The organism is Mesorhizobium sangaii, from assembly GCF_014207355.1.
Classification (GTDB): domain Bacteria; phylum Pseudomonadota; class Alphaproteobacteria; order Rhizobiales; family Rhizobiaceae; genus Mesorhizobium; species Mesorhizobium sangaii.
In genome coordinates this window covers 661,576-686,956 of sequence record NZ_JACHEF010000003.1, presented here as the reverse complement: position 1 = coordinate 686,956, position 25,381 = coordinate 661,576, and the positions used below count along the sequence as shown (strand labels likewise).

The 25,381-nt window shown below is 62.6% G+C and carries 28 protein-coding genes; 15 read left to right on the top strand and 13 right to left on the bottom strand.

What is annotated here, in order from left to right:
• Nucleotides 1-4: 4 nt before the first annotated feature.
• From HNQ71_RS18410 to coaD, 3 genes are read right to left on the bottom strand one after another with little or no spacing between them, the layout of a single operon-like run.
• Entirely contained in the window at nucleotides 5-517 is a 513-nt protein-coding gene (locus tag HNQ71_RS18410; RefSeq protein ID WP_095085051.1) for a peptidylprolyl isomerase, read from the bottom strand.
• A 41-nt stretch (nucleotides 518-558) separates the two neighbouring features.
• On the bottom strand, nucleotides 559-1,146 hold the full coding sequence (locus tag HNQ71_RS18405) for a peptidylprolyl isomerase (protein ID WP_184874070.1): 588 nt from the start codon (nucleotides 1,144-1,146) through the stop codon (nucleotides 559-561).
• 16 nt (nucleotides 1,147-1,162) lie between these two features.
• Nucleotides 1,163-1,663, bottom strand: a complete 501-nt coding sequence (gene coaD, locus HNQ71_RS18400) for a pantetheine-phosphate adenylyltransferase (RefSeq protein WP_184874069.1) — start codon at nucleotides 1,661-1,663, stop codon at nucleotides 1,163-1,165.
• Nucleotides 1,664-1,857: 194 nt separating this feature from the next.
• Between coaD and HNQ71_RS18395 the strand changes: the two genes are divergently transcribed.
• Nucleotides 1,858-2,010, top strand: coding sequence for a hypothetical protein (locus HNQ71_RS18395; RefSeq protein ID WP_095085054.1), 153 nt, complete (start codon nucleotides 1,858-1,860; stop codon nucleotides 2,008-2,010).
• Nucleotides 2,011-2,067: 57 nt separating this feature from the next.
• On the opposite strand, the gene gyrA is transcribed toward HNQ71_RS18395, so the two are convergent.
• Nucleotides 2,068-4,872: a DNA gyrase subunit A gene (gyrA, locus tag HNQ71_RS18390; RefSeq protein ID WP_184874067.1), complete on the bottom strand. Its 2,805-nt coding sequence runs from the start codon at nucleotides 4,870-4,872 to the stop codon at nucleotides 2,068-2,070.
• 211 nt (nucleotides 4,873-5,083) lie between these two features.
• On the opposite strand from gyrA, the gene HNQ71_RS18385 reads away from it, so the two are divergent.
• Together HNQ71_RS18385 and HNQ71_RS18380 are read left to right on the top strand one after the other, a co-directional pair.
• Complete coding sequence (locus tag HNQ71_RS18385) at nucleotides 5,084-6,784, top strand: SulP family inorganic anion transporter (protein ID WP_184874065.1); 1,701 nt, start codon at nucleotides 5,084-5,086, stop codon at nucleotides 6,782-6,784.
• On the top strand, nucleotides 6,781-7,401 hold the full coding sequence (locus HNQ71_RS18380; protein WP_184874063.1) for a ParB-like protein: 621 nt from the start codon (nucleotides 6,781-6,783) through the stop codon (nucleotides 7,399-7,401). Before HNQ71_RS18385 ends, HNQ71_RS18380 begins: the two co-directional genes overlap by 4 nt.
• On the opposite strand, the gene HNQ71_RS18375 is transcribed toward HNQ71_RS18380, so the two are convergent.
• Entirely contained in the window at nucleotides 7,365-8,264 is a 900-nt protein-coding gene (locus HNQ71_RS18375; RefSeq protein ID WP_184874061.1) for a helix-turn-helix transcriptional regulator, read from the bottom strand. The two genes, HNQ71_RS18380 and HNQ71_RS18375, sit on opposite strands and share 37 nt — an antisense overlap.
• Nucleotides 8,265-8,350: 86 nt before the next feature.
• On the opposite strand from HNQ71_RS18375, the gene HNQ71_RS18370 reads away from it, so the two are divergent.
• From HNQ71_RS18370 to HNQ71_RS18360, 3 genes are all read left to right on the top strand, one after another.
• Entirely contained in the window at nucleotides 8,351-8,887 is a 537-nt protein-coding gene (locus HNQ71_RS18370; RefSeq protein WP_184874059.1) for a hypothetical protein, read from the top strand.
• Nucleotides 8,888-8,919: 32 nt separating this feature from the next.
• The gene (locus HNQ71_RS18365; protein ID WP_184874057.1) at nucleotides 8,920-9,297 is read left to right on the top strand and encodes a VOC family protein; all 378 of its coding nucleotides are present in this window, start codon (nucleotides 8,920-8,922) and stop codon (nucleotides 9,295-9,297) included.
• A gap of 163 nt (nucleotides 9,298-9,460) precedes the next feature.
• Nucleotides 9,461-10,090 carry a MarC family protein gene (locus HNQ71_RS18360; RefSeq protein ID WP_184874056.1) on the top strand — a complete coding sequence of 210 codons (630 nt, stop codon included), beginning with the start codon at nucleotides 9,461-9,463 and terminating at the stop codon, nucleotides 10,088-10,090.
• A 26-nt stretch (nucleotides 10,091-10,116) separates the two neighbouring features.
• Here the strand turns inward: HNQ71_RS18360 and HNQ71_RS18355 are convergent, their stop codons facing one another.
• From HNQ71_RS18355 to HNQ71_RS18345, 3 genes are read right to left on the bottom strand one after another with little or no spacing between them, the layout of a single operon-like run.
• Nucleotides 10,117-10,542, bottom strand: a complete 426-nt coding sequence (locus tag HNQ71_RS18355; protein ID WP_184874054.1) for an OsmC family protein — start codon at nucleotides 10,540-10,542, stop codon at nucleotides 10,117-10,119.
• Between the two features lie 48 nt (nucleotides 10,543-10,590).
• On the bottom strand, nucleotides 10,591-11,004 hold the full coding sequence (locus HNQ71_RS18350; RefSeq protein ID WP_184874052.1) for a DUF2306 domain-containing protein: 414 nt from the start codon (nucleotides 11,002-11,004) through the stop codon (nucleotides 10,591-10,593).
• A gap of 27 nt (nucleotides 11,005-11,031) precedes the next feature.
• Nucleotides 11,032-11,550: a single-stranded DNA-binding protein gene (locus HNQ71_RS18345; RefSeq protein ID WP_184874050.1), complete on the bottom strand. Its 519-nt coding sequence runs from the start codon at nucleotides 11,548-11,550 to the stop codon at nucleotides 11,032-11,034.
• Nucleotides 11,551-11,824: 274 nt separating this feature from the next.
• Here HNQ71_RS18345 and HNQ71_RS18340 point away from each other — a divergent pair, with 274 nt between their 5' ends.
• The 9 genes from HNQ71_RS18340 to HNQ71_RS18300 all read left to right on the top strand — a co-directional run bounded on the left by HNQ71_RS18340 (nucleotide 11,825) and on the right by HNQ71_RS18300 (nucleotide 20,316).
• Nucleotides 11,825-12,151 (top strand): cupin domain-containing protein, encoded by a 327-nt coding sequence (locus HNQ71_RS18340; protein WP_246461629.1) that lies wholly within the window; start codon nucleotides 11,825-11,827, stop codon nucleotides 12,149-12,151.
• A 45-nt stretch (nucleotides 12,152-12,196) separates the two neighbouring features.
• Entirely contained in the window at nucleotides 12,197-12,511 is a 315-nt protein-coding gene (locus HNQ71_RS18335) for an ArsR/SmtB family transcription factor (RefSeq protein WP_184874045.1), read from the top strand.
• The gene (locus HNQ71_RS18330) at nucleotides 12,508-13,026 is read left to right on the top strand and encodes an SRPBCC family protein (RefSeq protein WP_184874044.1); all 519 of its coding nucleotides are present in this window, start codon (nucleotides 12,508-12,510) and stop codon (nucleotides 13,024-13,026) included. Before HNQ71_RS18335 ends, HNQ71_RS18330 begins: the two co-directional genes overlap by 4 nt.
• A 25-nt stretch (nucleotides 13,027-13,051) precedes the next feature.
• The gene (locus HNQ71_RS18325; RefSeq protein ID WP_184874042.1) at nucleotides 13,052-13,657 is read left to right on the top strand and encodes an ATP-dependent Clp protease proteolytic subunit; all 606 of its coding nucleotides are present in this window, start codon (nucleotides 13,052-13,054) and stop codon (nucleotides 13,655-13,657) included.
• Between the two features lie 79 nt (nucleotides 13,658-13,736).
• Nucleotides 13,737-14,039: a hypothetical protein gene (locus HNQ71_RS18320; RefSeq protein WP_184874041.1), complete on the top strand. Its 303-nt coding sequence runs from the start codon at nucleotides 13,737-13,739 to the stop codon at nucleotides 14,037-14,039.
• A gap of 695 nt (nucleotides 14,040-14,734) precedes the next feature.
• Entirely contained in the window at nucleotides 14,735-17,656 is a 2,922-nt protein-coding gene (gene uvrA, locus HNQ71_RS18315) for an excinuclease ABC subunit UvrA (protein ID WP_184874039.1), read from the top strand.
• A 33-nt stretch (nucleotides 17,657-17,689) separates the two neighbouring features.
• Nucleotides 17,690-18,160: a GNAT family N-acetyltransferase gene (locus HNQ71_RS18310; protein WP_184874037.1), complete on the top strand. Its 471-nt coding sequence runs from the start codon at nucleotides 17,690-17,692 to the stop codon at nucleotides 18,158-18,160.
• A 24-nt stretch (nucleotides 18,161-18,184) separates the two neighbouring features.
• Nucleotides 18,185-18,991 carry a DUF72 domain-containing protein gene (locus HNQ71_RS18305; protein WP_184874035.1) on the top strand — a complete coding sequence of 269 codons (807 nt, stop codon included), beginning with the start codon at nucleotides 18,185-18,187 and terminating at the stop codon, nucleotides 18,989-18,991.
• A gap of 176 nt (nucleotides 18,992-19,167) precedes the next feature.
• Complete coding sequence (locus HNQ71_RS18300; protein WP_184874395.1) at nucleotides 19,168-20,316, top strand: GGDEF domain-containing protein; 1,149 nt, start codon at nucleotides 19,168-19,170, stop codon at nucleotides 20,314-20,316.
• Nucleotides 20,317-20,408: 92 nt separating this feature from the next.
• Here HNQ71_RS18300 and HNQ71_RS18295 read toward each other — a convergent pair whose 3' ends face one another.
• From HNQ71_RS18295 to urtB, 5 genes are all read right to left on the bottom strand, one after another.
• Nucleotides 20,409-20,585, bottom strand: a complete 177-nt coding sequence (locus tag HNQ71_RS18295; protein WP_184874033.1) for a hypothetical protein — start codon at nucleotides 20,583-20,585, stop codon at nucleotides 20,409-20,411.
• A 377-nt stretch (nucleotides 20,586-20,962) separates the two neighbouring features.
• Nucleotides 20,963-21,658 (bottom strand): urea ABC transporter ATP-binding subunit UrtE, encoded by a 696-nt coding sequence (gene urtE / locus HNQ71_RS18290; protein ID WP_184874031.1) that lies wholly within the window; start codon nucleotides 21,656-21,658, stop codon nucleotides 20,963-20,965.
• A gap of 69 nt (nucleotides 21,659-21,727) precedes the next feature.
• Nucleotides 21,728-22,474, bottom strand: a complete 747-nt coding sequence (gene urtD, locus HNQ71_RS18285; RefSeq protein ID WP_184874029.1) for an urea ABC transporter ATP-binding protein UrtD — start codon at nucleotides 22,472-22,474, stop codon at nucleotides 21,728-21,730.
• Nucleotides 22,475-22,480: 6 nt separating this feature from the next.
• On the bottom strand, nucleotides 22,481-23,713 hold the full coding sequence (urtC, locus tag HNQ71_RS18280; RefSeq protein ID WP_184874027.1) for an urea ABC transporter permease subunit UrtC: 1,233 nt from the start codon (nucleotides 23,711-23,713) through the stop codon (nucleotides 22,481-22,483).
• A complete protein-coding gene (gene urtB, locus HNQ71_RS18275) occupies nucleotides 23,710-25,326 on the bottom strand; it encodes an urea ABC transporter permease subunit UrtB (protein ID WP_184874026.1) in 1,617 nt (538 codons plus the stop codon). The genes urtC and urtB overlap by 4 nt, the downstream gene beginning before the upstream one ends.
• Nucleotides 25,327-25,381: the final 55 nt, after the last annotated feature.

Here is a 25,381-nt window from a genome sequence, read left to right as displayed (position 1 = left end):
TACCTTACTTGACGTCGGCCGCGACCTTCAGCGACACGATCTTGTCGGGATCCGGCACCGGCTCGCCGCGCTTGATCTTGTCGACATTGTCCATGCCTTCGATGACCTGGCCCCAGACCGTGTACTGACGGTTGAGGAAGGCGGCATCGTCAAAGCAGATGAAGAACTGCGAATTGGCCGAGTTCGGGTTCTGCGAACGAGCCATCGAACAGGTGCCGCGGCCATGGTTGGCGTTGGAGAATTCAGCCTTGAGGTCCGGCTTGTCGGAGCCACCCATGCCGGCACGCGACGGAGCAAAGGAGGGCTTGCTGGAATTGCCGAACTTGACGTCGCCGGTCTGCGCCATGAAGCCGTCGATAACGCGGTGGAACACCACGCCGTCATAGGCGCCTTCGCGTGCCAGTTCCTTGATGCGGGCGACATGGCCGGGCGCCAGGTCGGGGAACAGTTCGATGACGACGTTGCCCTTGGTCGTCTCCATGATGAGCGCGTTTTCGCGGTCCTTGATCTCGGCCATGTCAGATATCCTTTTTCAGAAAACAGAGTTATTTGACAACTTTACTTGTCTGCGGCGATGCGCACCTTGATCATCCGGTCGGGGTCGGTGACCGTGCCATTGTCCGCTTCGTCGCCCTTCTTGATATGGTCCACCAGTTCCATGCCGCTGACGACGTTGCCGACGATTGTATACTGGCCATCGAGCGGCGGCGCCGGCGCGAACATGATGAAAAACTGCGAATTGGCGGAGTTGGGGTCCTTCGAGCGGGCCATGCCTACCACGCCGCGCTTGTAGTGCTCGGTCTGCGAGAATTCGGCCGGCAGGTCGGGCTGATCGGAACCGCCGGTGCCGACGGCCTCGGCGCTATAACCCTTTTTCATGTTGCCGAACTTGACGTCGCCGGTCTGCGCCATGAAGCCGTCGATGACGCGGTGGAACGCCACGTTGTCATAGGCGCCCTGGCGCACCAGCTTCTTGATCTGCGCGACGTTCTTCGGCGCGAGATCGGGCCGAAGCGCGATGGTGACGTCGCCGTCCTTCAGCGTGATGATCATGGTGTTTTCCGGCTCGGCGGCGAAGGCCGAGACAGACAGGGTCACAAGACCAGCAAGCACAATGAGGAACGAGGCAAGCCTTTTCAGCTGCATAACTATCTCCGGGATCTTATTTCGCGAATTTGGCGGTGAGCGCACCGGCAACCGCCGCCGGCACGAAGGGGCGGATGTCGCCTCCCATCGAGGCAATCTGGCGGACAAGTGTGGCGGTAATGGTGCGCACGGACGGGCTGGCGGGCAGAAAAACCGTCTGCAGTTCAGGCGCCATGGTCTCGTTCATGCCGGCCATCTGCATCTCATAGTCGAGGTCGGTGCCGTCGCGCAGGCCGCGGATCATGATCGAGGCGCCCTGCTTCCTGGCCGCGTCGATGACCAGCCCGTCGAAGGCGACGACCTTGATGCGCGCGCTGTCGTGGCCAAACAAGGTCTTCGTCGCACTCTCGATCAGCGCAACCCGTTCCTCGAAGGAAAACAGGGGCTGCTTGCCCGGGTGGATGCCGATCGCCGCATAGACGACGTCGGCCACCGCCAGCGACGCTTTCAGTACGTCGAGATGGCCGTTGGTCAGCGGGTCGAAGGAGCCCGCATAGAGGGCGATGCGTTCAGTCATGGCTGGTGCTTCTAACGAGCCTCTCTCGCAAAGGCAAATCCGATTGGCGAACCGGTCGTGAACCTTTTCCGCCGCATGAACGACAGATGAACACGCTGATCACGAAGCCTTCACGCAGCGTTCACTAGGTTGCACCTTAATAAGATGAAACCAAACTCCCATCTATCCGTTGTTAGGCGCAGGAGAACACGCACATGCTGATCTACATGCTTGCCACCGCAATGACCGTCGCCATGCTGATCGCCACCGTATTCGGGTTGCATCAAGAGGCTCAGCGCATCCGCATCAAGGCCAACACCAAGCGCTTCGAAGGTTTCGGCCCACGCAAGCCATATCGCCACTACTAAGTTTCGCTTGAACTTGCCGCCGCGCCGGCCAATGGGCCGGCGTTGCTATGTCAGAACCTATTCTAGGACATCCGGGCCGGTATCCGCAGCCGGATTGGACTCAGCACCGCCCTCGATACCGTCCTCGGCTTCCTCGTCCGCCTGCGGTTCCGATATCCGCTCGACCGAGACCACCTTTTCACCTTCAGCCGTGTTGAAGATCGTCACGCCCTTGGTGGCGCGGCTGGCGAAACGGATGCCGTTGACCGGCACCCGAATGACTGTGCCGCCGTCAGACACCAGCATGATCTGGTCGTCATTGCCGACCGGGAAGGTCGCCACCAGCCTGCCGATCTCGGCTACCTTCGAAACGTCGGTGGCACGAATGCCCTTGCCGCCACGCCCGGTCAGCCGGAAATCATAGGACGACGACCGCTTGCCGTAGCCATATTCGGTCACCGTCAGCACGTACTGCTCGTGTTGCCTGAGGAACTCGTAGCGCTCGTCGGAAAGCTCGGTCTCCTCGCCGACCTCTTCATTGGTCAGCGCGATCTCTTCCTCTTCGCCGGCCACGATGCCGGCGGCGAGCCGCCGTTCGGCCGCTGCCCGCTTGAGATAGGCGGCGCGTTCAGCCGGCGGCGCATCGACATTCTCGATCACCGCCATGGAAATCACCCGGTCTGTCTCGGCCATGGCGATACCGCGCACACCGACCGAATTGCGGCTTTGGAAGACGCGCACGTCGCCGACCGAAAAGCGGATGCACTGGCCGGAGCTGGCGGTGAGCAGCACGTCGTCATTGTCGGTGCAGGTTTCGACGCCGAGGATCTCGTCGCCCTCCTCCTCCAGCTTCATGGCGATCTTGCCATTGCGATTGACCTGGACGAAGTCGGAAAGCTTGTTGCGCCGCACGGTGCCGCGCGTGGTGGCGAACATCACGTCGAGCTCGCCCCAGCTGGTTTCGTCCTCGGGCAGCGGCATGATGGTGGTGATGCGCTCGCCCTGCTCGAGCGGCAGCATGTTGATCAGTGCCTTGCCGCGCGATTGCGGGTTGCCAATCGGCAGCCGCCAGACCTTCTCCTTGTAGACGATGCCGCGCGAGGAGAAGAACAGCACCGGCGTGTGCGTGTTGGCGACGAACAGCCTTGTGACGAAATCCTCTTCCTTGGTCGACATGCCAGAGCGGCCCTTGCCGCCGCGGCGCTGCGCCCGGTAGAGCGACAGCGGCACGCGCTTGATGTAGCCGGAATGGCTCACCGTCACGACCATGTCCTCGCGCTGGATCAGGTCCTCGTCTTCCATGTCCGCGCCACCGTCGGTGAGCTCGGTGCGGCGTGGCGTGCCGAACTCGTCGCGCACAGCGGCAAGCTCATCCTTGACGATCTGCTGGACCCGCGCACGGGAAGACAAAATGTCCAGATAATCAATGATTTCGGCGCCGATCGTGTTCAACTCGTCGGCGATCTCGTCGCGGCCCAGCGCGGTCAGGCGCTGCAGACGCAGCTCGAGAATGGCGCGCGCCTGCTCCTCGGAGAGATTGTAGGTGCCGTCCTCATTGATGCGATGGCGCGGATCGTCGATCAACAGGATCAACGATTCCACATCGCCGGACGGCCAGCGCCGCTCCATCAACTGCTCGCGCGCCGTCTGCGGATCCGGCGCGGTGCGGATGAGCTTGATCACTTCGTCGATGTTGGCGACGGCGATGGCGAGACCGACCAGCACATGGGCGCGGTCGCGCGCCTTGCGCAGCAGGAATTTCGTGCGCCGGGTGATCACTTCCTCGCGGAAGGCGACGAACGCCTTCAGCATGTCGGTCAGCGTCAGCAGTTCCGGCTTGCCGCCGTTGAGCGCCACCATATTGGCGCCGAAGGAGGTCTGCAGCGGCGTGAAGCGGTAAAGCTGGTTGAGGATGACGTCGGCGACTGCATCGCGCTTCAACTCGATGACGACGCGGTAGCCCTGGCGGTCGCTCTCGTCGCGGATGTCGGAAATGCCCTCGATGCGCTTGTCGCGCACCAGTTCGGCCATCTTCTCAATCATCGACGACTTGTTCACCTGGTAGGGAACCTCGGTGATGATGATCGACTCGCGGTCATTACCACGCGCCTCGATGTTGACCTTGCCCCGCATGACAATGGAGCCGCGCCCGGTCGAATAGGCGCTGTAGATGCCCGAGCGGCCAAGCACGATGCCGCCGGTCGGGAAATCCGGCCCCGGGATGATCTCCATCAGCGCCGGCAGGTCGATCGCCGGATTGTCGATGATGGCGATGGCGCCGTTGCAGACTTCGCCGAGATTGTGCGGCGGGATGTTGGTCGCCATGCCGACGGCGATGCCGCCGGAGCCGTTGACCAGCAGATTGGGGAACCGTGCCGGCAGAACCTTGGGCTCGCTGCCGGACGCATCATAAGTGTCCTGGAAATCGACGGTGTCCTTGTCGATATCCTCCAGCAACTCATGCGCGACCTTGGTCAGCCGAGATTCGGTGTAGCGCATCGCCGCCGGCGGATCGCCGTCAATGGAGCCGAAATTGCCCTGTCCGTCGATCAGCGGCACGCGCAGCGACCAGTCCTGCGCCATGCGCACCAAGGCGTCATAGATCGAGGCGTCGCCATGCGGATGGTATTTACCCATCACGTCGGCGACCGGGCGCGCCGACTTCACATATTTGCGGTTCCAGTGGTAGCCGCTCTCATGCGAGGCGAAGAGAATGCGGCGATGCACAGGCTTCAGGCCGTCTCTTACGTCCGGCAGCGCACGGCTGACGATCACGCTCATGGCGTAATCGAGATAGGAGCGCTGCATCTCCTCGACGATGGATATCGGCTCGATGCCGGTGGGGCCGCCGTCGGCGCCGCGCGGTGTCTTTTGGTCGGTCAAATCGGATCACAATCTAATCAGGAATCACTTGCTGTATATATAGGAAGCAAGCCCGAAACTCCAATATCCGCGACACTTTTCCAGTGTCAATTTTGGTGGTAATTTCAAAAGGATACCACTGATTGCGACGATATGGCCAAAGCGGTTTTCGCCGCCACCAAGGCAAAAGCCTGCGATGGACCGTTTTCCCCGAGCGAAAGCCCCGAGCGCGATGAATTGGACCCCTTGGCTGCCTTTGCGAGCCCTGAGCGGTTGGACGCCGAGGGATCTCAACCGCGATCTGGTCGCTGGCCTGACACTGGCAGCGATCGCCATTCCCGAACAGATGGCCACCGCCCGCCTCGGCGGTTTTGCTCCCGAGATCGGCTTCTTCGCTTTTGTCGCCGGGTCGGTGGCGTTCGCCCTGTTCGGGGCCAACCGGCATCTGTCGGTCGGCGCGGATTCGACAATCACGCCTCTATTTGCCGGCGGTCTCGCCGTGCTCGCCGCATCCGGGTCACCGCACTATCTGGCATTGGCTTCCGTGCTGGCTTTGATGGTCGGGCTGATCGTGATTCTAAGCGGTCTCTTTCGCCTTGGCTGGGTCGCCGACCTCCTTTCGGTGCCGGTCACGACGGGTTTTCTGGCCGGCATCGCCGTCCACATCTTGGTTTCGCAATTGCCCGGACTGCTCGGCCTGCCCGCCGAGAACGGTGAAACCTTGCGGCGCATCGGTGAGATCGCCGGCAGCCTGCATCTCACCAATCCCTGGAGCCTCGCGCTCGGCCTCGGCGTGTTCGCAACCGTATTCTGCGCCGAACGCATCAGCGCCCGCATCCCAGGCGCGTTGATCGGCATGGTGCTCGCCACCTCTGCGGTTGCCGTCTTCGGGCTCAAGCATCGCGGCGTCGAGGTGCTCGGCGCCTTGCCCAATGGCCTGCCACGGGCCGGCCTGCCGCTTGCCAGCCCCAGCGATGTGCAGGCGCTGGTCCCGCTGGCGTTGCTGATCGCCATCGTCGTCATGGTGCAGACGGCGGCCACCTCCCGCTCCTTCGCGCCGCAACCGGGCGACACTCCTGACGTCAATCGCGATTTCGTCGGCGTCGGTGCCGGCAGCATCGCATCGGGGTTGTTCGGCGCCTTTGCGGTCAACGCCAGCCCGCCGCGCACGGCAATCGTCTCCCAGTCGGGCGGCCGCTCACAGGTCTCGGGCCTCATTGCAGCGGCCATCGTGCTGGCGCTGGGTGCTTTCGGTGGCGGCCTGCTTGCCAATGTTCCACAGGCCGCCCTTGCCGGCGTTCTGCTGTTCGTCGCTCAGCATATTCTGCGCTGGAAGGTGTTCGCCAATGTCTACCGGCAGGCGCCGGTTGAATTCGGATTGATCCTCATCACCATGGCAGCCATCGTCGTGCTGCCCATCGAGACCGGCGTTGCGATCGGCATCGGCCTGTCTCTGCTGCATGGAATCTGGACCGCAACCCGCACGCAGCTGATCGAACTGGAACAGGTGCCGGGCACTTCGGTGTGGTGGCCGCCCAGCGAGCCAGTTGCCGGCAAACAGCTCCCCGGCGTGCTGGTCGCGGCATTCCAGGCGCCGCTCTCATTCGTCAATGCCGACGGCTTCAAGCGCGGCTTTGTCGATCTTGTCGATGCCAGGCGTGAGGGCGTGAAGCTGGTCGTGCTGGAGGCCAGCAACATCGTCGAGATCGACTACACTGCCGCGCAAGCCTTGATCGACACCATCACCCATTGCCGCAGGGCGGGCGCGATCTTCGCCATTGCGCGGATGGAATCGTTGCGCGCCCAGGCGGCGCTGGAACGATTTGGCATCGCCGACCTGATCGGCCCGCAGCGGATATTTCACAGTGTCGATGCCGCCATCAGGGCGCTCGCTCCGGACCAGCATCCGCAACAACAGGACAAAGCCAAATGACGACCCAGCGGGAACCCTTGTTGACCCCCGTCGCAGTCAGAGATTTGCGGCCGACGCAGATCACCGTCGGCATGCGGGAAGTCGCCTTGAAGCGCCAGATGCTCCGCTCGCAGAGCGCCAGGAAGACCGGCACTTTTCTCGGCACACACATGGTCCCCGTCGTGTTGGGGCCGAAGAAGCGCAACTATGTCACCGATCACCACCATCTCGCCCGCGCCCTGCTCGAGGAAGGCATCGGGGATGTTCTGGTAACGGTGATGAGCGACCTGTCGGACCTCGACAAGGACGCCTTCTTCTTCGTGCTCGACAATCGCGCCTGGATGCATCCGTTCGACGAGAACGGCAAGCGCCGAGGCTATAACGCCATTCCCAAGACCATGGCCGGACTCGTCGACGACCCCTACAGGAGCATGGCCGGCGAACTGCGCCGGCAAGGTGGTTTCGCCAAGGACACCACCCCGTTCAGCGAATTCCTGTGGGCGGACTTTTTGCGCCGGCGCATTGACCGGGATGCGGTGGCGAAGAATTTCGACAAGGCGATGAAGGAGGCCCTGAACCTGGCCAAGGCCAAGGACGCCGACTACCTGCCCGGCTGGTGCGGGCCGACATCGGACTGACGCAGCAAGGCCGCAGCGACGAACAAAGCCGGCACAACGCCGCTCGCCCGGCGGGCGCGATACTGGCCCGGCGTCTCGCCCATGACGCATCGAAACCGGCGATTGAACGTCGACAGATCGTTGAAGCCTGCATCGAAGGCGATCGCCGAGACCGGATCGTCTGACAGGCGCAGCCGCACCGCCGCGCGGTGCAGCCTCGTCTTGAGCAGGAACTGGTAGGGCGTCATGCCCGCGACTTGCCGGAAAATGCGCAGGAAATGATAGGGACTGGTCGCGGTCTCGTCGGCAAGCGCTGAAAGCGACACCGGCCTCTCGGCATCGAGTTCGATTCGCCGCACCGCTTCGGCAACCCGCTTCTGATCGCGGCGGCTTGGCGCGCGCCCGACAGGCGTCGTGTCAGCGACTGTTGCCACCGCGGCACCCGCAATGCGCAGCCCGAGTTCCTCGAAGGCGTTAATGTCGGCCATTTCGCGAGCGGTTTCCGCCTCGGCGAGCAAGGATGCCAGGGCCGGCAAGGGTGGCAGGCGCGGCGCCTCGAAGGCCAGTTTTTTCGCGCCGGGCACGCCAGCCACGATCCGCTCCATGTAGCCCGGCCCGAAATGGAACGAGAGGCAACGGTCGCCGCTGCCATGTTCATGCCCGCATTCGTAGCATGTGGCGGGATTGCCGAGCAGGAGGGCGCCGGGCGCCAGCATCGCCGTGCCTTGTTGCGCGCGATAGCGGAAGGTGCCGCCGGTGACCACGGCGACGCAGAAATCCCGATGGGCTTCCTCGAACGGCCTCTCACCGGCGCTGGCCGTGCAGATCACATCCGCCACGTGCCAGCCGGCCCCTGATGCGAGAGTACGCGTTGTCGCTGTCATGACCGAAATATAGCAATTTTTCCCAAGCCCAGAACCCCATCAGGGCCTACCCCTCACGGTCTCCTGACAAGAAGAGACCGGAACCCATGTTCGACCAATCCTCCTTTGCCGAAGCCTTGCACAGTCCCGGACCAATCGACGGACTTGCCGAAAAACTGAACCTTTATGGCCGTTTCGTCGGCGCCTGGACTTTTGACGCCTCGCGCCACCTTGAGGACGGCACGGTGCTGACCGGGCGTGGCGAGGTGCATTTCGGCTGGGTGCTGGAAGGCCGCGCGATCCAGGACGTCTGGATCCTCCCCGCACGGGACGCCGGCCCCTCGCCTTCCCTCGGCAAATGGACGTTCTATGGCACCACATTGCGCGTCTACGACCCCACGGCCGACGCCTGGCACATCTTCTGGAGCGACCCGCGCAACCAGTACTACAGCCGCCAACTTGGTCGCGCCGAAGGCGATATGATCGTGCAAGTGGGCGCCGATGGCACTGGCTCCTCGGTGCGCTGGAGCTTCTCGCGGATCACCGAGAATTCCTTCCGCTGGCTCGGCGAGCGCTCGCAAGACAATGGCGCGACATGGCGGCTGGAAGTCGAATTCGTGGCGCGCCGAACGGCAGGAATGTGACGTCACAAGACATTGTAAGAATGGAGAAAAACATGTTCGACCATATTTCGATCGGCGTTCGCGACGCCGCCACTTCCAAGCGCTTTTACGATGCTGCACTGAAGCCACTCGGCTATAGCTGCCTCAGCCAGTCGCCGAGCTCGTTGGGTTATGGCGCGCAGGGCGTCGTGCTGTGGGTCAACGAGGCCGCGCGGCCGGTGCCGTCAGACGCACAATCCGGCCTGCATTTCAGCTTCGCGGCGCCGACGCGGGCCAGCGTCGACGCCTTCCATGCCGGCGGCTTGCGCGAAGGCGGCAGCGACAATGGCGCACCGGGCCTGCGTGCCGACTATGGCGAAAACTACTATGCCGCCTTCCTCGTCGATCCGGACGGCTATCGTATCGAAGCCTATTGCGGCACTGCCGGCTGAAGCAAGCAATTCGGGAAAAGTCTGAAACGGCTATCCCTCCGTTATTGCGTCACGACGAAGGTCGTCGAAGTCTTCGGTTTCGTCCCTCCGACAGTTCCCACCGACCGGGCTTTGCTCTACCAATATCGTGGTGCGGGCACGGCCCGGCGGGAGGGGGTCAGAGATGCCGAGTTTCGACAGCCTGTTCAACGCCTTCGTCACCATTCTCGTGACCATCGATCCACCTGGCCTGGCGCCGCTGTTCCTCGCCGTGACACGCGGCATGAACCGCGAGGAGCGCCAGCAGGTTTCCGTCCGCGCCTCGATCATCGGTTTCCTGGTGATGGCACTGTTTGCGGTTGCCGGCGCCTCGATCCTGTCGGTGTTCGGCATCACGCTGCCGGCCTTCCGCGTCGCCGGTGGTTTTCTCCTGTTCTTCATCGCTTTCGAAATGGTGTTCGAGCGTCGGCAGGACCGCAAGGAGAAGATCGGCGACGTCGCCATCACCAAGGACATGATCCACAACATAGCCGCCTTCCCCTTAGCGATCCCGCTGATCGCCGGCCCTGGCGCCATTTCGGCGACGGTGCTTTTGTCCGGTTCGTTCCAGGGGTTCGCCGCGCAGGCGGCGCTGGTCGGCATCATCTTCGTCTGCCTCGCCATCACCTATCTGGTGTTCGTGCTGTCGGAACGCATCGACCGCATCCTCGGCCAGACCGGGCGTTCGATCCTGACCCGGCTGCTCGGCGTCATCCTGGCGGCACTTGCCGTGCAGTTCGTCGCCGACGGCATCCGCGCGCTGATGGCGAGCTGACGCGCGACAAGCCGGCGAAGCCGGCCCTACTTCGCCGTCTTATCGATGACTTCGAAATCGTGGGTGATCGTGGCGGTCTTGGCCATCATCGCGGAGGCCGAGCAGTATTTTTCGATCGAAAGATCGATCGCCCGCTTGACCTTGTCGGTGGAGAGCGACCGGCCCTTGACGACGAAATGCATATGGATGCGGGTGAACACCCTGGGCTCGGTTTCGGCCCGGTCGGCGTCGAGCTCGACCACGCAATCCTCGATCGCCTCGCGTCCCTTTTCGAGGATATGGACGACATCATAGGCCGAGCAGCCGCCGGTGCCGATCAGCACAAGTTCCATTGGGCTAGGTCCTGGCGTCTTGCCTTCCGGTCCGAAGGCCGTTCCCAGCACCACCTTGTGGCCGCTGCCGGATTCGCCGACGAAGGTGCGCTCCTCGACCCACTTTACACGTGCTTTCACCTGATATTCCTTCCACTTGGGGTCATCCGCCTCACGGATCAAATAGGATCATGGTCCGGCTCGCGCGACGCCAAAGACGACATCGTGCATGACCCTGCCCGGCAACAGCGTGAAGATGCCGGCCCCGACCAGCGCAAAGACATACAGCGCGATCATCGACTTGCGATGCTTGGCGACGCGATGATTGTGAGCGTGCCACACCGCCAGCGGTACAGTCACCAGCACCAGGATCGACAGGAGATGGATCGGACTGAAAGGGCCGATGAGGCGGATCTGATGAATCCAGAAACTCGAGACGGCAATGACCAGCATCAGCGCGGCCCAGACGTAACCCACGATGCGATGGCGCGACGTTCCCTTCGGCAGCACCAGCTGCGTGGCTCCTAGCGCCAGTGCGGCGAAGGCCGCAAAGGCATGCCAGGGAACAGGAGAGGGTGCGGCAAGCAGCGGTTGCAGCGACATTGCCGCCTCTCCGGTGGTTGATTGTCCTCAGAACGGGATTTCGTCGTCCAGTTCGCGCGACGAACCGCCGCCACCGCCGCTCTTGGCGCCGCCGCCACGATTGAAGCTTTCGCTCGGGCTGGACTGGCCGAAATCGGAACCGCGGCTGCTGCCGCCACCGGCATAACCGCCGACCTGCCCGCCCTCACCCTGGCCGCGCGCGTCGAGCATCTGCAACTCGCCGCGGAATTTCTGCAGCACGACTTCCGTCGTGTACTTGTCGTTGCCGGTCTGGTCCTGCCATTTGCGCGTCTGCAACTGGCCCTCGACATAGACCTTCATGCCTTTCTTCAGATACTGCTCGGCCACCTTGGCGAGCTGGTCGTTGAAGATGACGACGTTGTGCCACTCGGTCTTTTCCTTGCGCTCGCCGGAATTCTTGTCGCGCCAGCTTTCCGACGTTGCAATGCGAATGTTGACGACCGGCTCGCCCGAGTTCAGGCGACGGACTTCCGGGTCCGCACCGAGGTTGCCGACCAGAATGACCTTGTTGACGCTACCCGCCATGATATTTCTCCGCGCTCATCCGAAACAAATTTTTGTCGCAGCACCTTACAGGCTGCCGACAATCGCCGCCTGCCAAGGCTGGCTTTTCCCACAAGGTTTTTGTTCCCTTTTCGTTCTATAGTGCCGATGGCTTTCTTGTCAATGTTTGTCAGCAAGATGTAGTGTTCCGGTCCGAAATTTCCATGAAATCGGGAATGGGTCGGGGCAATCAATGAACTCCGTCACACATGAGGACCAGCCGCGCGAACAATGGCGAACAGGTGTGGGAACGCGTATGCATGTGTCGGCCAGCAACGGTGCATCGCAACTTTGCATATTCGAGCAATGGGTCGAGCCCACGGTCGGCGCCCCAACGCATTGGCATCCCGTCGAGGAAGTGCTGACTGTTATCGCTGGCAGGGCCGAGATGTGGATCGACGATGAGCACAACGTCCTGACCTCGGGCCAGTCTCTCGTTGTTCCCGCGAACAGGAAACACGGGTTCAAGAACGTCGGCACCGGAACGCTTCACATCCACGCTGTGCTTGCGTCGCCAATCTTCGAGGCGACGTTTGACGGCCCTGCCGGGATGGTGAGGCGCTGGCTTCCGGCAAACTCGTAAAAACAGCACTTGCCAAATCAATAAGTATCGACTTATGCTTTCTCCATGATCGAAGCAGAGATTTTTCGCGCCCTTGCCGACCCGACGCGCCGCGCCGTCTTTGAGCGGCTCGCCGCTGGCGAAATGAGCGTCTCGGAACTGCGCAGCGGCATGACCGTCTCGCAACCCGCTGTGTCGCAGCATCTGGCGGTGTTACGCGGCGCCGGCCTGGTGGTCGAGCGGCGCGCGGGCCGCAACGCCTATTATCGCGCCGATCCGCAAGGGCTTGCCCCCTTGCTCTCCTGGATCGAACGCTACCGGACCTTCTGGCCGGAACGCATCGAAAGGCTGAAGGCGGTTTTGAAGGACATGGATCAATGAAGAATATGGGCTCAATAACACACCAGAACCACGCTGACACCGAGACCGCGCCTGACGCGATCGAGTTTGAGTGCGACCTGCCGGAACCGCCGGAAAAGGTGTGGCGGGCGCTGACCGTGCCGGAGCTGCTCGCCGCCTGGATGATGCCGAACGACATCAGCCCCGAGACCGGCAGCCGTTTTGCCTTCGCCGGGCCGGATGCGGCGATCGAATGCGAGATCATCGACGCCGAGCCCGAACGGCTGCTGCGCTATTCCTGGCGCGAGTGGCCACAGCCGGGCGATGCCGCGCGGCAGGATCCGCTCGCCAACCCGCTGGACAGCATTGTCACATTCACACTCGCGCGCACCGTTTCCGGCGGTACGCATCTGCGCATTGTCCATGACGGTTTTGCCCGAACGGTAATGCCCGTTGTCGCCATGGCCGGCGCCGGCTGTAGGCTTTCGCTGGGGTTGCGCAATCCAAGGCAGCCGATCGCCGCGAACGCGCCTTTGCTGTTGCTGCGCGCAGCCTGAACAACGAAACGGACGGAGACAAACAATGAGCGGCCTTGCCAATCTGGTTCCCATGGTGATCGAGCAATCGAGCCGCGGCGAACGCGCCTTCGACATTTTCTCGCGACTGCTGCGCGAGCGCATCATCTTCATCAACGGCGAAATCAACGACGACATCTCGGCGCTGGTCTGCGCGCAGTTGCTGTCGCTGGAATCGGACAATCCCGACAAGGAGATTTCGCTTTACATCAACTCGCCTGGCGGCGTGGTGACCAGCGGATTCGCCATCTACGACACCATGCAATACATCAGCTGCCCGGTGTCGACGGTGTGTATGGGCTTTGCCGCGTCGATGGCCTCGTTCCTGTTGATGGCGGGCACGTCCGGCCGTCGCATCTCGCTGCCGAACGCCACCATCCTGCTGCATCAGCCGCTGGGCGGATTCCAGGGTCAAGCCTCCGACATCCAGCGCCATGCCGAGCGCATCGGCCAGACAAAGCGGCATATGGCCGAACTCTATGCGCAGCATTGCGGCCGCACCTATGAAGAGGTCGAGCGCACGCTGGACCGCGACCACTTCATGACGGCCCGCGAGGCTCAGGCCTGGGGTCTGGTCGACCATGTTTTCGATACGCGCAAACAGGCCGCGTGAGGTAAGGCGCGTCGCCGGCTGTCGAAGATTTGACGACGCCGGTCTGGTCGCGTTGTCGACGCGTCACTATAACTTGGCAATGACCGACGCTCATCCGTCCAGAACATTGCATCGCATCGTCGCCGTAGTCGTGGTCGCTCTTGCCGGCTCCATAAGCAGCACGGCACTTGCCGACGACAGCTCACCGTCGGCGCGCAAAGGCGCCCTGCCCGGCGTGACCAGCGACTATCGCATCGCCAAGCCGGCTCCGCAGCCCGAACCCGACGACGCATTCCCCAGCAATGGGAACGGCCAGTACAAGATCGGCAACACGGATGTCAGGATTTCCGGCAGCATCACAGTTGACGTCGGCGCTGGCGCCACCGGGCTGCCGCGTCACTGATATTGCGTACCGGTCTAGCGCGTCGCGCATGAAAACGGCCCCGCCGTGCTTTGCGCAAACGGACAGGGCCTTTTTTGGATCTCAAATCCAATTTTTGCCGGGAGTGTACTGCCGGCGTCTGATTTCGGATGCTTCGCGGCATTCAGCCGACGATCCGACTAGCAGTCTCTGATTTTTGTGGGATATGGCAGGTCACGGTTTGTCGGGTGGCGCAAACGCTAGACCCTGACACTTATGCCTGCCACGGCTCCAGCGACACGTGGAGCCTCAAGGGACTGTCCGGTGGCGTCATGCTCCGCTCCATTGTCCGTTGCGACGTTGTCGTCCCGAAGCACAAATCGCGACTGCCTGCGGCGTCTCGCAGGCCGCCTCTGGGCGGCGAGGCCATCGAAAGACGGCCGGCTTCGTTGACTAACGAAGTCTGCTCCCCTGAGTCGGTGGCGTCAACCATCAATAGCCGGTTACCGAAAAACGTGATCGCCGGGAGGTTACGTACAAGTCAGGTTCTGCACAGCTTTGTCAGGAGCGTGTTCGGCCTTTGTTCTTTCCGCTTGCCCGTTCATGCGAAAGACGGTTAAACGCTTTTGTCGGGAATTGTGGCGTCTCTCGACGTGGCGGTAAAATTACCTACATAGGGGATGGCCGGGAAAACCCGCCATTCCAGGAAATTCCAGCTTCTGAGGCGGCGACCGGCCATGGCCGACCATAAATACCTTTCCATTCGCGGGGCGCGCGAACACAATCTGAAGAATGTCGATCTCGACCTGCCGCGTGACAGCCTGATCGTCATGACCGGCCTGTCGGGGTCCGGCAAATCGTCGCTTGCCTTCGATACCATCTACGCCGAAGGCCAGCGCCGCTATGTCGAGAGCCTGTCGGCCTATGCGCGGCAATTCCTCGAAATGATGCAGAAGCCGGACGTCGACCAGATCGACGGCCTGTCGCCGGCCATCTCGATCGAGCAGAAGACGACCTCGAAGAACCCGCGTTCGACCGTCGGGACCGTCACCGAAATCTACGACTACATGCGGCTTCTCTTCGCGCGCGTCGGCATCCCCTATTCGCCGGCCACCGGCCTGCCGATCGAAAGCCAGACGGTCAGCCAGATGGTCGACCGTGTGCTGGCGGTCGACGAAGGCACCCGCCTGTTCATCCTGGCGCCGATGGTGCGCGGCCGCAAAGGCGAGTACCGCAAGGAATTGCTGGAGCTGCAGAAGAAGGGCTTTCAGCGCGTCAAGGTCGACGGCGTCTTCTATGAAATCGCCGATGTGCCGGCGCTGGACAAGAAGTACAAGCATGACCTCGACGTCGTCGTCGACCGCATCGTCGTGCGCGGCGATCTCGCCACCCGGCTAGCCGATTCCATCGAGACGGCGCTGAGGCTCGCCGATGGGCTGGCGGTCGCCGAATTCGCCGACAAGCCGCTCGACGCCAGCCAGACCGGCGAGGATTCGGTCAACAAGTCGAAGAACGAGACGCATGAGCGCATCCTGTTCTCGGAAAAATTCGCCTGTCCGGTCTCCGGCTTCACCATTCCGGAAATCGAGCCCCGTCTTTTCTCCTTCAACAATCCATTTGGCGCCTGCCCGACCTGCGACGGGCTCGGCAGCCAGCGCGCCATCGACCCCAATCTGGTCGTTCCCGACGAGAACGTCTCGCTGCGCGATGGCGCCGTCAGCCCGTGGGCGAAATCGACCTCACCCTACTACGCGCAGACGCTGGAAGCGCTGGGCAAGGCCTATGGCTTCAAGCTCGGCGACAAGTTCAGGGATTTGAGCGCGGAAGCCCAGGAAGCCATCTTGCGCGGCACTGGCGAGCGGGAAATCACCTTCCAGTATGATGACGGCCTGCGCTCCTACAAGACCACAAAGACTTTTGAGGGCGTCATCCCTAATCTCGAGCGCCGCTGGAAAGAAACCGAATCCGCCTGGATGCGCGAGGAGATCGAGCGCTTCATGTCGGCGACGCCTTGCCCGGTCTGCAAAGGCTATCGGCTGAAGCCCGAGTCACTGGCGGTGAAGATCGCCGGCAAGCATATCGGCGAAGTCACAGAACAGTCGATCCGCAACGCCGACAAATGGTTCACCGACCTGCCCGCGTCGCTCAACGACAAGCAGAACGAGATCGCCGTGCGCGTCCTGAAGGAGATCCGCGAGCGGCTGCGCTTCCTCAACGATGTCGGGCTCGATTACCTGACGCTGTCGCGCAATTCCGGCACGCTGTCGGGCGGCGAGAGCCAGCGCATTCGCCTGGCTTCGCAGATCGGCTCAGGCCTCACCGGCGTGCTCTATGTTCTGGATGAGCCGTCGATCGGCCTGCACCAGCGCGACAATGCACGCCTGCTCGACACGCTGAAGCACTTGCGCGACATCGGCAACACGGTGATCGTCGTCGAGCATGACGAGGACGCCATCCTGCACGCAGACTATGTCGTCGACATGGGTCCGGCCGCCGGCATCCATGGCGGCGAGATCATTGCCCAGGGCACGCCGCAGCAGGTGATGGCCAATCCCAATTCGATCACCGGCAAATATCTATCGGGCGCGCTCGAAGTGGCGACGCCTGGCGTGCGGCGTGAGGCCAAGAAGAACCGGCGCCTGAAGATCGTCGGCGCGCGCGGCAACAATTTGAAGAACGTCACCGCGGAAATCCCGCTCGGCACCTTCACCGCCGTCACCGGCGTGTCGGGCGGCGGCAAGTCGACCTTCCTGATCGAGACGCTGTTCAAGGCGGCGTCGCGCCGCATCATGGGTTCGCGCGAGCATCCGGCCGACCACGACCGAATCGAGGGCCTCGAATTCCTCGACAAGGTCATCGACATCGACCAGTCGCCGATCGGGCGCACGCCGCGTTCAAACCCCGCCACCTACACCGGCGCTTTCACGCCGATCCGCGACTGGTTCGCCGGGCTGCCGGAAGCCAAGGCGCGCGGCTATCAGCCCGGCCGCTTCTCCTTCAACGTCAAGGGCGGCCGCTGCGAGGCCTGCCAGGGCGACGGCGTCATCAAGATCGAGATGCACTTTTTGCCCGACGTCTACGTCACCTGCGACGTCTGCCACGGCAAGCGCTACAACCGCGAGACGCTCGACGTCCTGTTCAAGGGCAAGTCGATCGCCGACGTGCTCGACATGACGGTCGAGGAAGGCGTCGATTTCTTCGCCGCCGTGCCCGGCGTCCGCGACAAGCTCGACACGCTGAAGCAGGTCGGTCTCGGCTATATCCATATCGGCCAGCAGGCGACGACGCTGTCGGGCGGCGAGGCGCAACGCATCAAGCTCGCCAAGGAACTGTCGCGCAAGGCGACCGGCAAGACGCTCTATATCCTCGACGAGCCGACCACCGGCCTGCACTTCCACGACGTCGCCAAGCTATTGGAAGTGCTGCACGAACTGGTCGACCAGGGAAACACGGTGGTGGTCATCGAGCACAATCTTGAGGTGATAAAGACCGCCGACTGGGTGCTCGACCTCGGCCCCGAAGGCGGCGACGGCGGCGGTGAACTGGTCGCATCCGGAACGCCGGAAGCGATCGTGCGTGAAAAGCGCAGCTACACCGGCCAGTTCCTCAAGGAGCTGCTGGAGCGGCGCCCCGGAGGCAAGCGCGAAGCGGCGGAGTGATGGCGAACCAGTCGGCGCTTGGAGAGCTTCTGAATGACAATCCGAAGAGCGCTTGCTGGTGATCTCGAAACTGTCGTCTCGCTGACGGAAGCCGCCTACGCGCCCTATTCCGCGCTGTTCGGCGCGCCGCCGATCCCGGTTACCGAGGACTACGCGCCGCGCATCGCGCGCGGCGAGGTTTGGCTTCTGGAGCGTGACGGCGAGCTCGCCGGTCTGCTCACTTTGGAACGGCACGACGACCACGCGATGATCTTCTCCGTCGCCGTCGCGCCAGGATTTCAGGGCAAGGGCTCTGGCATCGCCCTGCTCAAACACGCGGATGACCAGACGCTGGCGTGGGGATTGCCAGAGGTGCGGCTCTACACCAACGCAAAAATGGAGCGGAACATCGCGCTCTATCTGGCCTATGGTTTTCACGAAACGGGTCGCCGGCCCAATCCATACCGGCCAGGATGGGTGCTCGTCGACATGGCGAAGCCGGTCGACAAGGTCACGACGGGCTGATTTTTCTGAATCGGGAGGAAGGCAGTGAGTAAATCGGGAACAATCCGCTCCGGCATGGGCGGCTGGACGTTCGAACCCTGGGATACGTCCTTTTATCCCGAAAAGCTATCCAAGGCCAAGCAACTGCAATATGCCAGCCGGCAGGTGACGAGCATCGAGGTCAACGGCACCTATTATTCCAGCTTCAAGGAGCCGACCTTCGTGAAATGGGAGAGCGAAGCGCCAGACGGTTTTGTCTATTCGCTCAAGGGCAACCGCTTCGTCACCAACCGGCGCGTGCTCGGCGAGGCCGGTGAATCGATGATGCGCTTCCTCGGCTCGGGGGTGACGGCGCTTGGTGAAAAGCTCGGACCGATCCTGTGGCAGTTTGCGCCCACGAAAAAGTTCGATCCGGACGATTTCGAAGCCTTCCTCAAGCTGCTCCCGGAAAAGCAGGACAGCGTTGCGCTGCGCCACGCAGTCGAGGTCCGCAACGACAGTTTCATCGTGCCGGAATTCGCCGCGCTGGTGCGCAAATACAAAGCGGCGATCGTCTATGCCGACCACGCCAAATATCCGGCGATCGCCGACGTCACCGGCGATTTCATCTATGCCCGGCTGCAGACCGGCAGCGACGACAATCCCGACTGCTACACGCCCAAAGGCCTGGATGAATGGGCCGCGCGCGCCAGGACGTGGGCAGAAGGCAAGGTGCCGGCCGACCTGCCGCGCGCCGATCCCTCGACCGAAGCGCCGGTCAAACCGCGCGACGTGTTCGTCTACTTCATCACCGAGGGCAAGGTGCGCGCACCGTTCGGCGCCATGGCGCTGTTGAAGCGGTTGGCCGACTAAGAACATCGGCATAAGACTTTCACGCGAAACGCCTTTCCAAAGCGTTTTTGGCGCAGCAAGGCGTCCAATCGTGGCAATTTCGGCACCTTCGTAACCTTATCGATACCTCCTTGCTGCATGAATCCAGCCTGGCCAAGCCGCAGAGCTGGGATCGCCGCCGGCAAGGAACGAGGGGCATGTCGCTCGACTACACTTCACTTCTGCTGGCTGTCGGTTTTTCCGCCACCTGTCTGGGCCTGACACTGTTTGGCATGTGGTTGACCGCCCGCTCAGAGAAATTCCTGCTGACATGGGCGGTCAGCCTGCTGTTGGTTGTCGCCGACATTTTTGCCTATGACGCCTATATCGACATGCCCGGGCGCCTGCTCGGCATTGCGACACTTGCCCTGCTCCTGCTTGGTTTCTCAGCCATGCTGGGCGCGGCCTACCAGTTCAGAACCGGCGGCTCGCCGATCCCGCGAGCGGTGTTTGGCAGCATTTCGCTGGCCATCGCGCTACCTGCCATGGCTCTCGGCTATGACGGTCTCGGCTTCATGTTCGAGAACCTGTTCGCCGCCTTGCTTCTGTTCGCAACGGCGTTCGAATACTGGAAGGGCCGCAACGAAGCCCCAGCGCTTACGATCGGCATCACCGCACTCTATTCGGCCACGGCCGCGTCCTTCGCTCTTTGCGCCATCGTTCTCGCCTGGGACGGAAAGCTGATACTGGGGCATGCGCCGAGCAATTGGGCCGAAGAGTTGAGCCTCATCATTGTCATCGCCAGCATGACCGGCATTGGCGCGCTGTCACTGGCGCTCAATCAAGGGCGTCTGGCCAGGCATCACCGCCACAACGCCCTGACCGACCCGCTGACGGGTCTGCTCAACCGGCGCGCGCTGTTCGACCTGCACGGCAATGCTCCGGTCGGCGCCTTCACCGCCGTGGTTGTGTTCGACCTCGACGGCTTCAAGGCCATCAACGACGAATTCGGCCACGCCGCGGGCGACGAGGTGCTGAGGGTGTTCGCCAGGGAACTCGCCGGCAATCTTCGCCCGACCGACGTCGCCGCGCGCATGGGCGGCGAGGAATTCGCGCTGGTGCTGAAGCGGACCTTGCCCGAAACGGTGGAGGCCACGGCCGAGGCCATACGGGCCGCCTTCGCCGCGTGCCGCATCGAAACCGAGACGGGTTCCCTGACATGCACGGTCAGTGCCGGATTTGCTTTCGGCACCAAGGAGGGCCTCAGCTTCGACAAGGTGCTCAGCGCCGCCGACAACGCGCTCTACGCCGCCAAGCGTGGCGGCCGCAACCGCGTCACCGCCTCGCCACTCCGGCGCGTGGGTTAGCTGCGATCCTGATATGTTGACCATAATATGTTGACCATATCGTCGGGACAGCCTTGCCGGTTTCGGCAAGACCATCGTGAGTGAAGGCAGCCCTACGCCGCCATGACGATTTCGTTGAAAGCATCGAGATCGACATAGAAGACCTTGGTGATCTCCTCGATCAGTTCGTCGCGATCGTACCCTTGCGACCTTAATATGTTGATGGCTGTCATGATGTCGACGCGCTCGGTTAGCCGCCGCTTCTGGTAGTCCTCGACGTAACGTTCCATGGCTGTCCCTTAGCCTGTGTGCCCAAACGCGTTGAACGACAATCAGATCGCAGGAGGGAAGCTAGGAATGCATGCTTGCGTGGAACTTGCCCGGCCTTCGCCGCGCCCCTCGATCTGCGATAGAACCAGACTGATACGGAAACGGCCGACTCACAAAAGCCAAGAAAAGACTAGCACGCAGCCGCCGCTACGCCAGAGACGCGGATTGTCGGGTCGGAGAAATATTGGGCTTGCGAAAGACTTCGGACCATCACCGGAAGTCCAGTACTGATTCTAGTGCATGTCGCCCAAAAGTGCGCAACGGTTTTGGGACAACGACATGCACAAAAACACAGATCTAAAACGTATCGTTTGACTCCGTTTGGATGCGACGCGCTTTAGACGGTCAGGAATTTGCGGACATCCGCCCTGTCGAGATCTTCCGCCGGGCCGGTGTGGACGATCAGGCCGCGGTCCATGATGTTGACCTCGTCGGCAAGCTCGCGGCAGAAATCGAGATATTGTTCGACCAAGAGCACGGCAATGCCCGCCTGGTCGCGCAGGTAGCGGATGGCGCGGCCGATATCCTTGATGATCGACGGCTGGATGCCTTCCGTCGGTTCGTCGAGCACCAACAGCTTCGGCCGCATCACCAGCGCTCTGCCGATGGCGAGTTGCTGCTGCTGGCCGCCGGAAAGGTCGCCGCCACGGCGGCCCAGCATCTGCTTCAGCACCGGGAACAACTCGAAGACATGGGTGGGCACGTTGCGGTCGGCACGCTTCAGCGGCGCGAAGCCCGATTCCAAGTTTTCCCGCACCGTGAGCAGCGGAAAGATCTCCCTGCCCTGCGGTACGAATGCGATGCCCGACCGGGCGCGGTCATACGCCGCGCTCCGGTCGAGCGCCTTCCCCTCGAAGGCAACGCTTCCGCTCGTCAGCCGATGGTGGCCAACGATCGATCTCATCAAACTGGTCTTGCCGACGCCGTTGCGGCCGAGCACGCAGGTGATCTTGCCGGCACCCGCCTTCAGCGACACGCCACGCAGCGCCTGAGCGGCGCCGTAGTGGAGCGTGGCATCGGAAACTTCGAGCATGTCAGCGCCTTCTCCAGAACCGCAGGAAGGACAAATCGAAGCGATGGAATTGAACCCGCCAGACCATGCTCATCTCCCTAGATAGACTTCGACGACGCGCTCGTCGGCAGACACGAAATCGAGCGTGCCCTCGGACAGCACCGAGCCTTCGTGCAGGCAGGTGACCTTGACGCCCAGCTCGCGCACGAAATGCATGTCATGCTCGACGACGATGACCGAATGGTCGCGCGCGATCTCCTTGAGCAGCCGCGCGGTTTCCTCGGTCTCTGCATCGGTCATGCCGGCGACCGGCTCGTCGACCAGCAGCAGCTTCGGGTCCTGCGCGAGCAGCATGCCGATCTCCAGCCACTGCTTTTGTCCATGGCTCAAATTTGCCGCCAGTTGGTCGCGTTTGTCACCGAGCCGGATGATGCCGAGAATGTCGTCGATCTGCCGCGCTTCGGCGGTCGAGCGACGATGGAGCAGCGCCGGGAAGATCGAACGCGGCCCCTTCAGCGCCAGCATCAGATTCTCCTCGATCGTGTGGTTTTCGAAGACCGTCGGCTTCTGGAATTTGCGGCCGATGCCCATCATGGCGATCTCGGCTTCATCATGCCTGGTCAGGTCGATCTGGCCGTCGAAAAACACCTCGCCCTCGTCGGGCCGCGTCTTGCCGGTGACGATGTCCATCATCGTCGTCTTGCCGGCCCCGTTGGGGCCGATGATGGCGCGCATCTCACCCTTGTCGAGCACCAGCGACAAATTGTTGATGGCGCGAAACCCGTCGAAGGAAACCGAGACGCCGTCGAGATAGAGGATCGTGTGCGACTTGTTCATGATCGCTCACTCCGCCGGCTGCGGTTCGGGGCTGGACGAGGACCAGTCGCCCGGCTTTGTCGCCGCGCTGCGAACGATCTTCTGCGGCGGCGGGGCGACGGGGTCGGTGCCGGCCTCCTCGGCCAGAGATGCTGCCCGCAGCGCCTTTGCGTTGCCGCGCCAGGAATCCCACATGCCGACGATGCCTTTGGGCAGCAAAAGCGTGACGGCAACGAACAGGCCGCCGAGTGCGAACAGCCAGAATTCCGGCAGCACGCCGGTGAACCAGGATTTGCCGGCATTGACCAGCAAAGCGCCGATGATCGGCCCGACAATGGTGCCGCGCCCGCCGACGGCCGCCCAGATCACCACCTCGATCGAATTGGACGGTTCAAACTCGCCGGGATTGATGATGCCGACCTGCGGCACATAGAGGGCGCCGGCGATGCCGGCCATGACCGCCGACACGGTGAAGGCGAACAGCTTCACATTCTCCGCCCGCCAGCCGAGGAAGCGGGTGCGGCTCTCGGCGTCGCGCACCGCCATCAGGAGCTTGCCGTATTTGGAACCGACGGTCGCCCAGGTGACGAAGACGGCGAGCGCGAGCGTCACCGCACTGGCGGCGAACAGCGCCGAACGCGTCGCGTCGGCCTGCACATTGAAGCCCAGAATATCCTTGAAATCGGTCAGGCCATTGTTGCCGCCGAAACCCATGTCGTTGCGGAAGAAGGCGAGCAGCAGCGCATAGGTCATGGCCTGGGTGATAATGGAGAGGTAGACGCCGGTGACACGGCTGCGGAAGGCGAACCAGCCGAAGACGAAAGCGAGCAGGCCGGGCACCGTCAGCACCATGAGGCCGGCGAACCAGAAATGGTCGAAACCATACCAGAACCAGGGCAATTCCTTGTAGTTGAGGAACACCATGAAGTCCGGCAGGATGGGATTGCCATAGACGCCCCGCGCACCGATCTGGCGCATCAGATACATGCCCATCGCATAGCCGCCGAGCGCGAAGAAGGCGCCGTGGCCGAGCGAGAGAATGCCGCAATAGCCCCAGACAAGGTCGAGCGCCAAGGCGAGCAGCGCATAGCAGAGATATTTGCCGGTGAGCGCGACGATGTAGGACGGCACGTAGAAGGCCCTGGTCGGCGACACTGCGAGGTTAAGCAGCGGCACGATGACGGCCACCGCCAAGAGGATGAGAATCGTGATGGCGATGCGGCGGTCCGCACCCGCGGCGAAGAAGCGTCCGGTGATCATGCTTCCACCGCCCTGCCCTTGAGCGCGAACAGGCCGCGCGGGCGCTTCTGGATGAACAGGATGATCAGGACCAGCACGACGATCTTGCCGAGCACCGCGCCGGCATAGGGCTCGAGGAACTTGTTGACGATGCCGAGCGAGAAGGCGCCGACCAGCGTGCCCCACAGATTGCCGACACCGCCGAAGACGACGACCATGAAGCTGTCGATGATGTAGCCGCGGCCGAGGTTGGGCGAGACATTGTCGATCTGGCTGAGCGCGACACCGGCGATGCCGGCAATGCCGGAACCGAGCGCGAAGGTCAGCGCGTCGACCCAGGGCGTCCTGATGCCCATCGAGGCGGCCATGCGCCTGTTGGCGGTGACGGCACGCATCTGCAGCCCCCAGGGCGTGCGCTTCATCACATAGAGCAGCACGGCAAAGACGGTGAGCGCGAAAACCAGGATCCAGAGGCGGTTCCAGGTGATCGCGAGTTGGCCAACATTGAACGAGCCCGACATCCAGGAGGGATTGCCGACTTCCTGGTTGGTCGGCCCAAAGATGCTGCGCACCGCCTGCTGCAGGATCAGCGACACGCCCCACGTCGCCAGCAGCGTCTCCAGCGGCCGCCCGTAGAGGAAGCGGATGACGCCGCGCTCGATGGCCAGACCGACAAGCGCCGCGACGAGGAAGGCGAGCGGCAGCGCGATCACCAGCGACCAGTCGAACAGGCCGGGAAAGGATGTGCGGATCACCTGCTGGACGACGAAGGTCGTGTAGGCGCCGAGCATGACCATCTCGCCATGCGCCATGTTAATGACGCCCATGACGCCGAAGGTGATGGCAAGCCCGATTGCCGCCAGCAGCAGCACAGAGCCCAGCGAAATCCCGTACCAGATGTTCTGGCCGGCATCCCAGAATGCCAGCGTCGAATTGATGTTGGCAATTGCGGCCGTCGCCGCCTCCTGGACCGCACCCGAGGCGTTCGCCTCGACCGAGGTGAGCATCGAAACGGCATTGCGGTCGCTCCGTGCGCCGATCAGCGCGATGGCGGCGAGCTTGTCGGCATCTGGCCGATCCGAGACGAGAACCGAAGCGGCACGGGCCTGTTCGAGCAGGGCCTTGACGCTCGCCACGGACTCGCTGGCGATCGCGGTATCGAGCGGCCCGATGTTTGCGGCATCGGGTGTCTTGAACATGGTGTCGGCGGCGGCGATGCGCACGGCCGGATCCTTGGCGCCGAGCGTCAGCGTGCCCAGCGCATCGCGGATGACGCGTCGCAGCGTGTTGTTGACCTTGATCTTGGTGATGTCGTCCTTGGCGGCATCCGCCGACTTTTCGCCGCTCAGCGGATCGAACAGCTCGACACTGTCGCCCGCTTCCTTGCCGACGAAGACCAGCGAATCCGCCTTGCGGATATAGAGGTTGCCGTCGGCAAGTGCCGCAAGCGGCCATTCGACAGCCGGATCACCTGTAGCCGCAAGGTCGTGGACGACAGTGCCTGTCTCCGAAAAGCCCTTGGCCGTCGCGAAGTTGGCGATGATGCCACGCAAATCGGCTTCGCCAGCACCCGACGACGACAGCGTCGCCAGCAGGAACAAAAGCGTCAGGCCAATCGCGCGCAACAGGTTCATCGGCTTCAGGCGACCCTTGAACGTTTGAATTGGGCGTCCGGACGGCGGAGGAAAC

Excerpts from the sequence above, each read along its gene's own strand:
- HNQ71_RS18340 (WP_246461629.1), top strand. The coding sequence starts at position 11,825 with ATGCATGTGTCGGCCAGCAACGGTGCATCGCAACTTTGCATATTCGAG.
- coaD (WP_184874069.1), bottom strand. The coding sequence starts at position 1,663 with ATGACTGAACGCATCGCCCTCTATGCGGGCTCCTTCGACCCGCTGACC.
- HNQ71_RS18380 (WP_184874063.1), top strand. The coding sequence starts at position 6,781 with ATGACGACCCAGCGGGAACCCTTGTTGACCCCCGTCGCAGTCAGAGAT.
- HNQ71_RS18335 (WP_184874045.1), top strand. The coding sequence starts at position 12,197 with ATGATCGAAGCAGAGATTTTTCGCGCCCTTGCCGACCCGACGCGCCGC.
- HNQ71_RS18365 (WP_184874057.1), top strand. The coding sequence starts at position 8,920 with ATGTTCGACCATATTTCGATCGGCGTTCGCGACGCCGCCACTTCCAAG.
- HNQ71_RS18350 (WP_184874052.1), bottom strand. The coding sequence starts at position 11,004 with ATGTCGCTGCAACCGCTGCTTGCCGCACCCTCTCCTGTTCCCTGGCAT.
- urtC (WP_184874027.1), bottom strand. The coding sequence starts at position 23,713 with ATGATCACCGGACGCTTCTTCGCCGCGGGTGCGGACCGCCGCATCGCC.
- HNQ71_RS18345 (WP_184874050.1), bottom strand. The coding sequence starts at position 11,550 with ATGGCGGGTAGCGTCAACAAGGTCATTCTGGTCGGCAACCTCGGTGCG.
- HNQ71_RS18330 (WP_184874044.1), top strand. The coding sequence starts at position 12,508 with ATGAAGAATATGGGCTCAATAACACACCAGAACCACGCTGACACCGAG.
- urtB (WP_184874026.1), bottom strand. The coding sequence starts at position 25,326 with ATGAACCTGTTGCGCGCGATTGGCCTGACGCTTTTGTTCCTGCTGGCG.
- HNQ71_RS18395 (WP_095085054.1), top strand. The coding sequence starts at position 1,858 with ATGCTGATCTACATGCTTGCCACCGCAATGACCGTCGCCATGCTGATC.
- urtD (WP_184874029.1), bottom strand. The coding sequence starts at position 22,474 with ATGAACAAGTCGCACACGATCCTCTATCTCGACGGCGTCTCGGTTTCC.
- HNQ71_RS18320 (WP_184874041.1), top strand. The coding sequence starts at position 13,737 with ATGACCGACGCTCATCCGTCCAGAACATTGCATCGCATCGTCGCCGTA.
- HNQ71_RS18310 (WP_184874037.1), top strand. The coding sequence starts at position 17,690 with ATGACAATCCGAAGAGCGCTTGCTGGTGATCTCGAAACTGTCGTCTCG.
- HNQ71_RS18300 (WP_184874395.1), top strand. The coding sequence starts at position 19,168 with ATGTCGCTCGACTACACTTCACTTCTGCTGGCTGTCGGTTTTTCCGCC.
- HNQ71_RS18375 (WP_184874061.1), bottom strand. The coding sequence starts at position 8,264 with ATGACAGCGACAACGCGTACTCTCGCATCAGGGGCCGGCTGGCACGTG.
- urtE (WP_184874031.1), bottom strand. The coding sequence starts at position 21,658 with ATGCTCGAAGTTTCCGATGCCACGCTCCACTACGGCGCCGCTCAGGCG.
- HNQ71_RS18410 (WP_095085051.1), bottom strand. The coding sequence starts at position 517 with ATGGCCGAGATCAAGGACCGCGAAAACGCGCTCATCATGGAGACGACC.
- HNQ71_RS18325 (WP_184874042.1), top strand. The coding sequence starts at position 13,052 with ATGAGCGGCCTTGCCAATCTGGTTCCCATGGTGATCGAGCAATCGAGC.
- HNQ71_RS18295 (WP_184874033.1), bottom strand. The coding sequence starts at position 20,585 with ATGGAACGTTACGTCGAGGACTACCAGAAGCGGCGGCTAACCGAGCGC.
- HNQ71_RS18360 (WP_184874056.1), top strand. The coding sequence starts at position 9,461 with ATGCCGAGTTTCGACAGCCTGTTCAACGCCTTCGTCACCATTCTCGTG.
- HNQ71_RS18370 (WP_184874059.1), top strand. The coding sequence starts at position 8,351 with ATGTTCGACCAATCCTCCTTTGCCGAAGCCTTGCACAGTCCCGGACCA.
- HNQ71_RS18385 (WP_184874065.1), top strand. The coding sequence starts at position 5,084 with ATGAATTGGACCCCTTGGCTGCCTTTGCGAGCCCTGAGCGGTTGGACG.
- HNQ71_RS18405 (WP_184874070.1), bottom strand. The coding sequence starts at position 1,146 with ATGCAGCTGAAAAGGCTTGCCTCGTTCCTCATTGTGCTTGCTGGTCTT.
- uvrA (WP_184874039.1), top strand. The coding sequence starts at position 14,735 with ATGGCCGACCATAAATACCTTTCCATTCGCGGGGCGCGCGAACACAAT.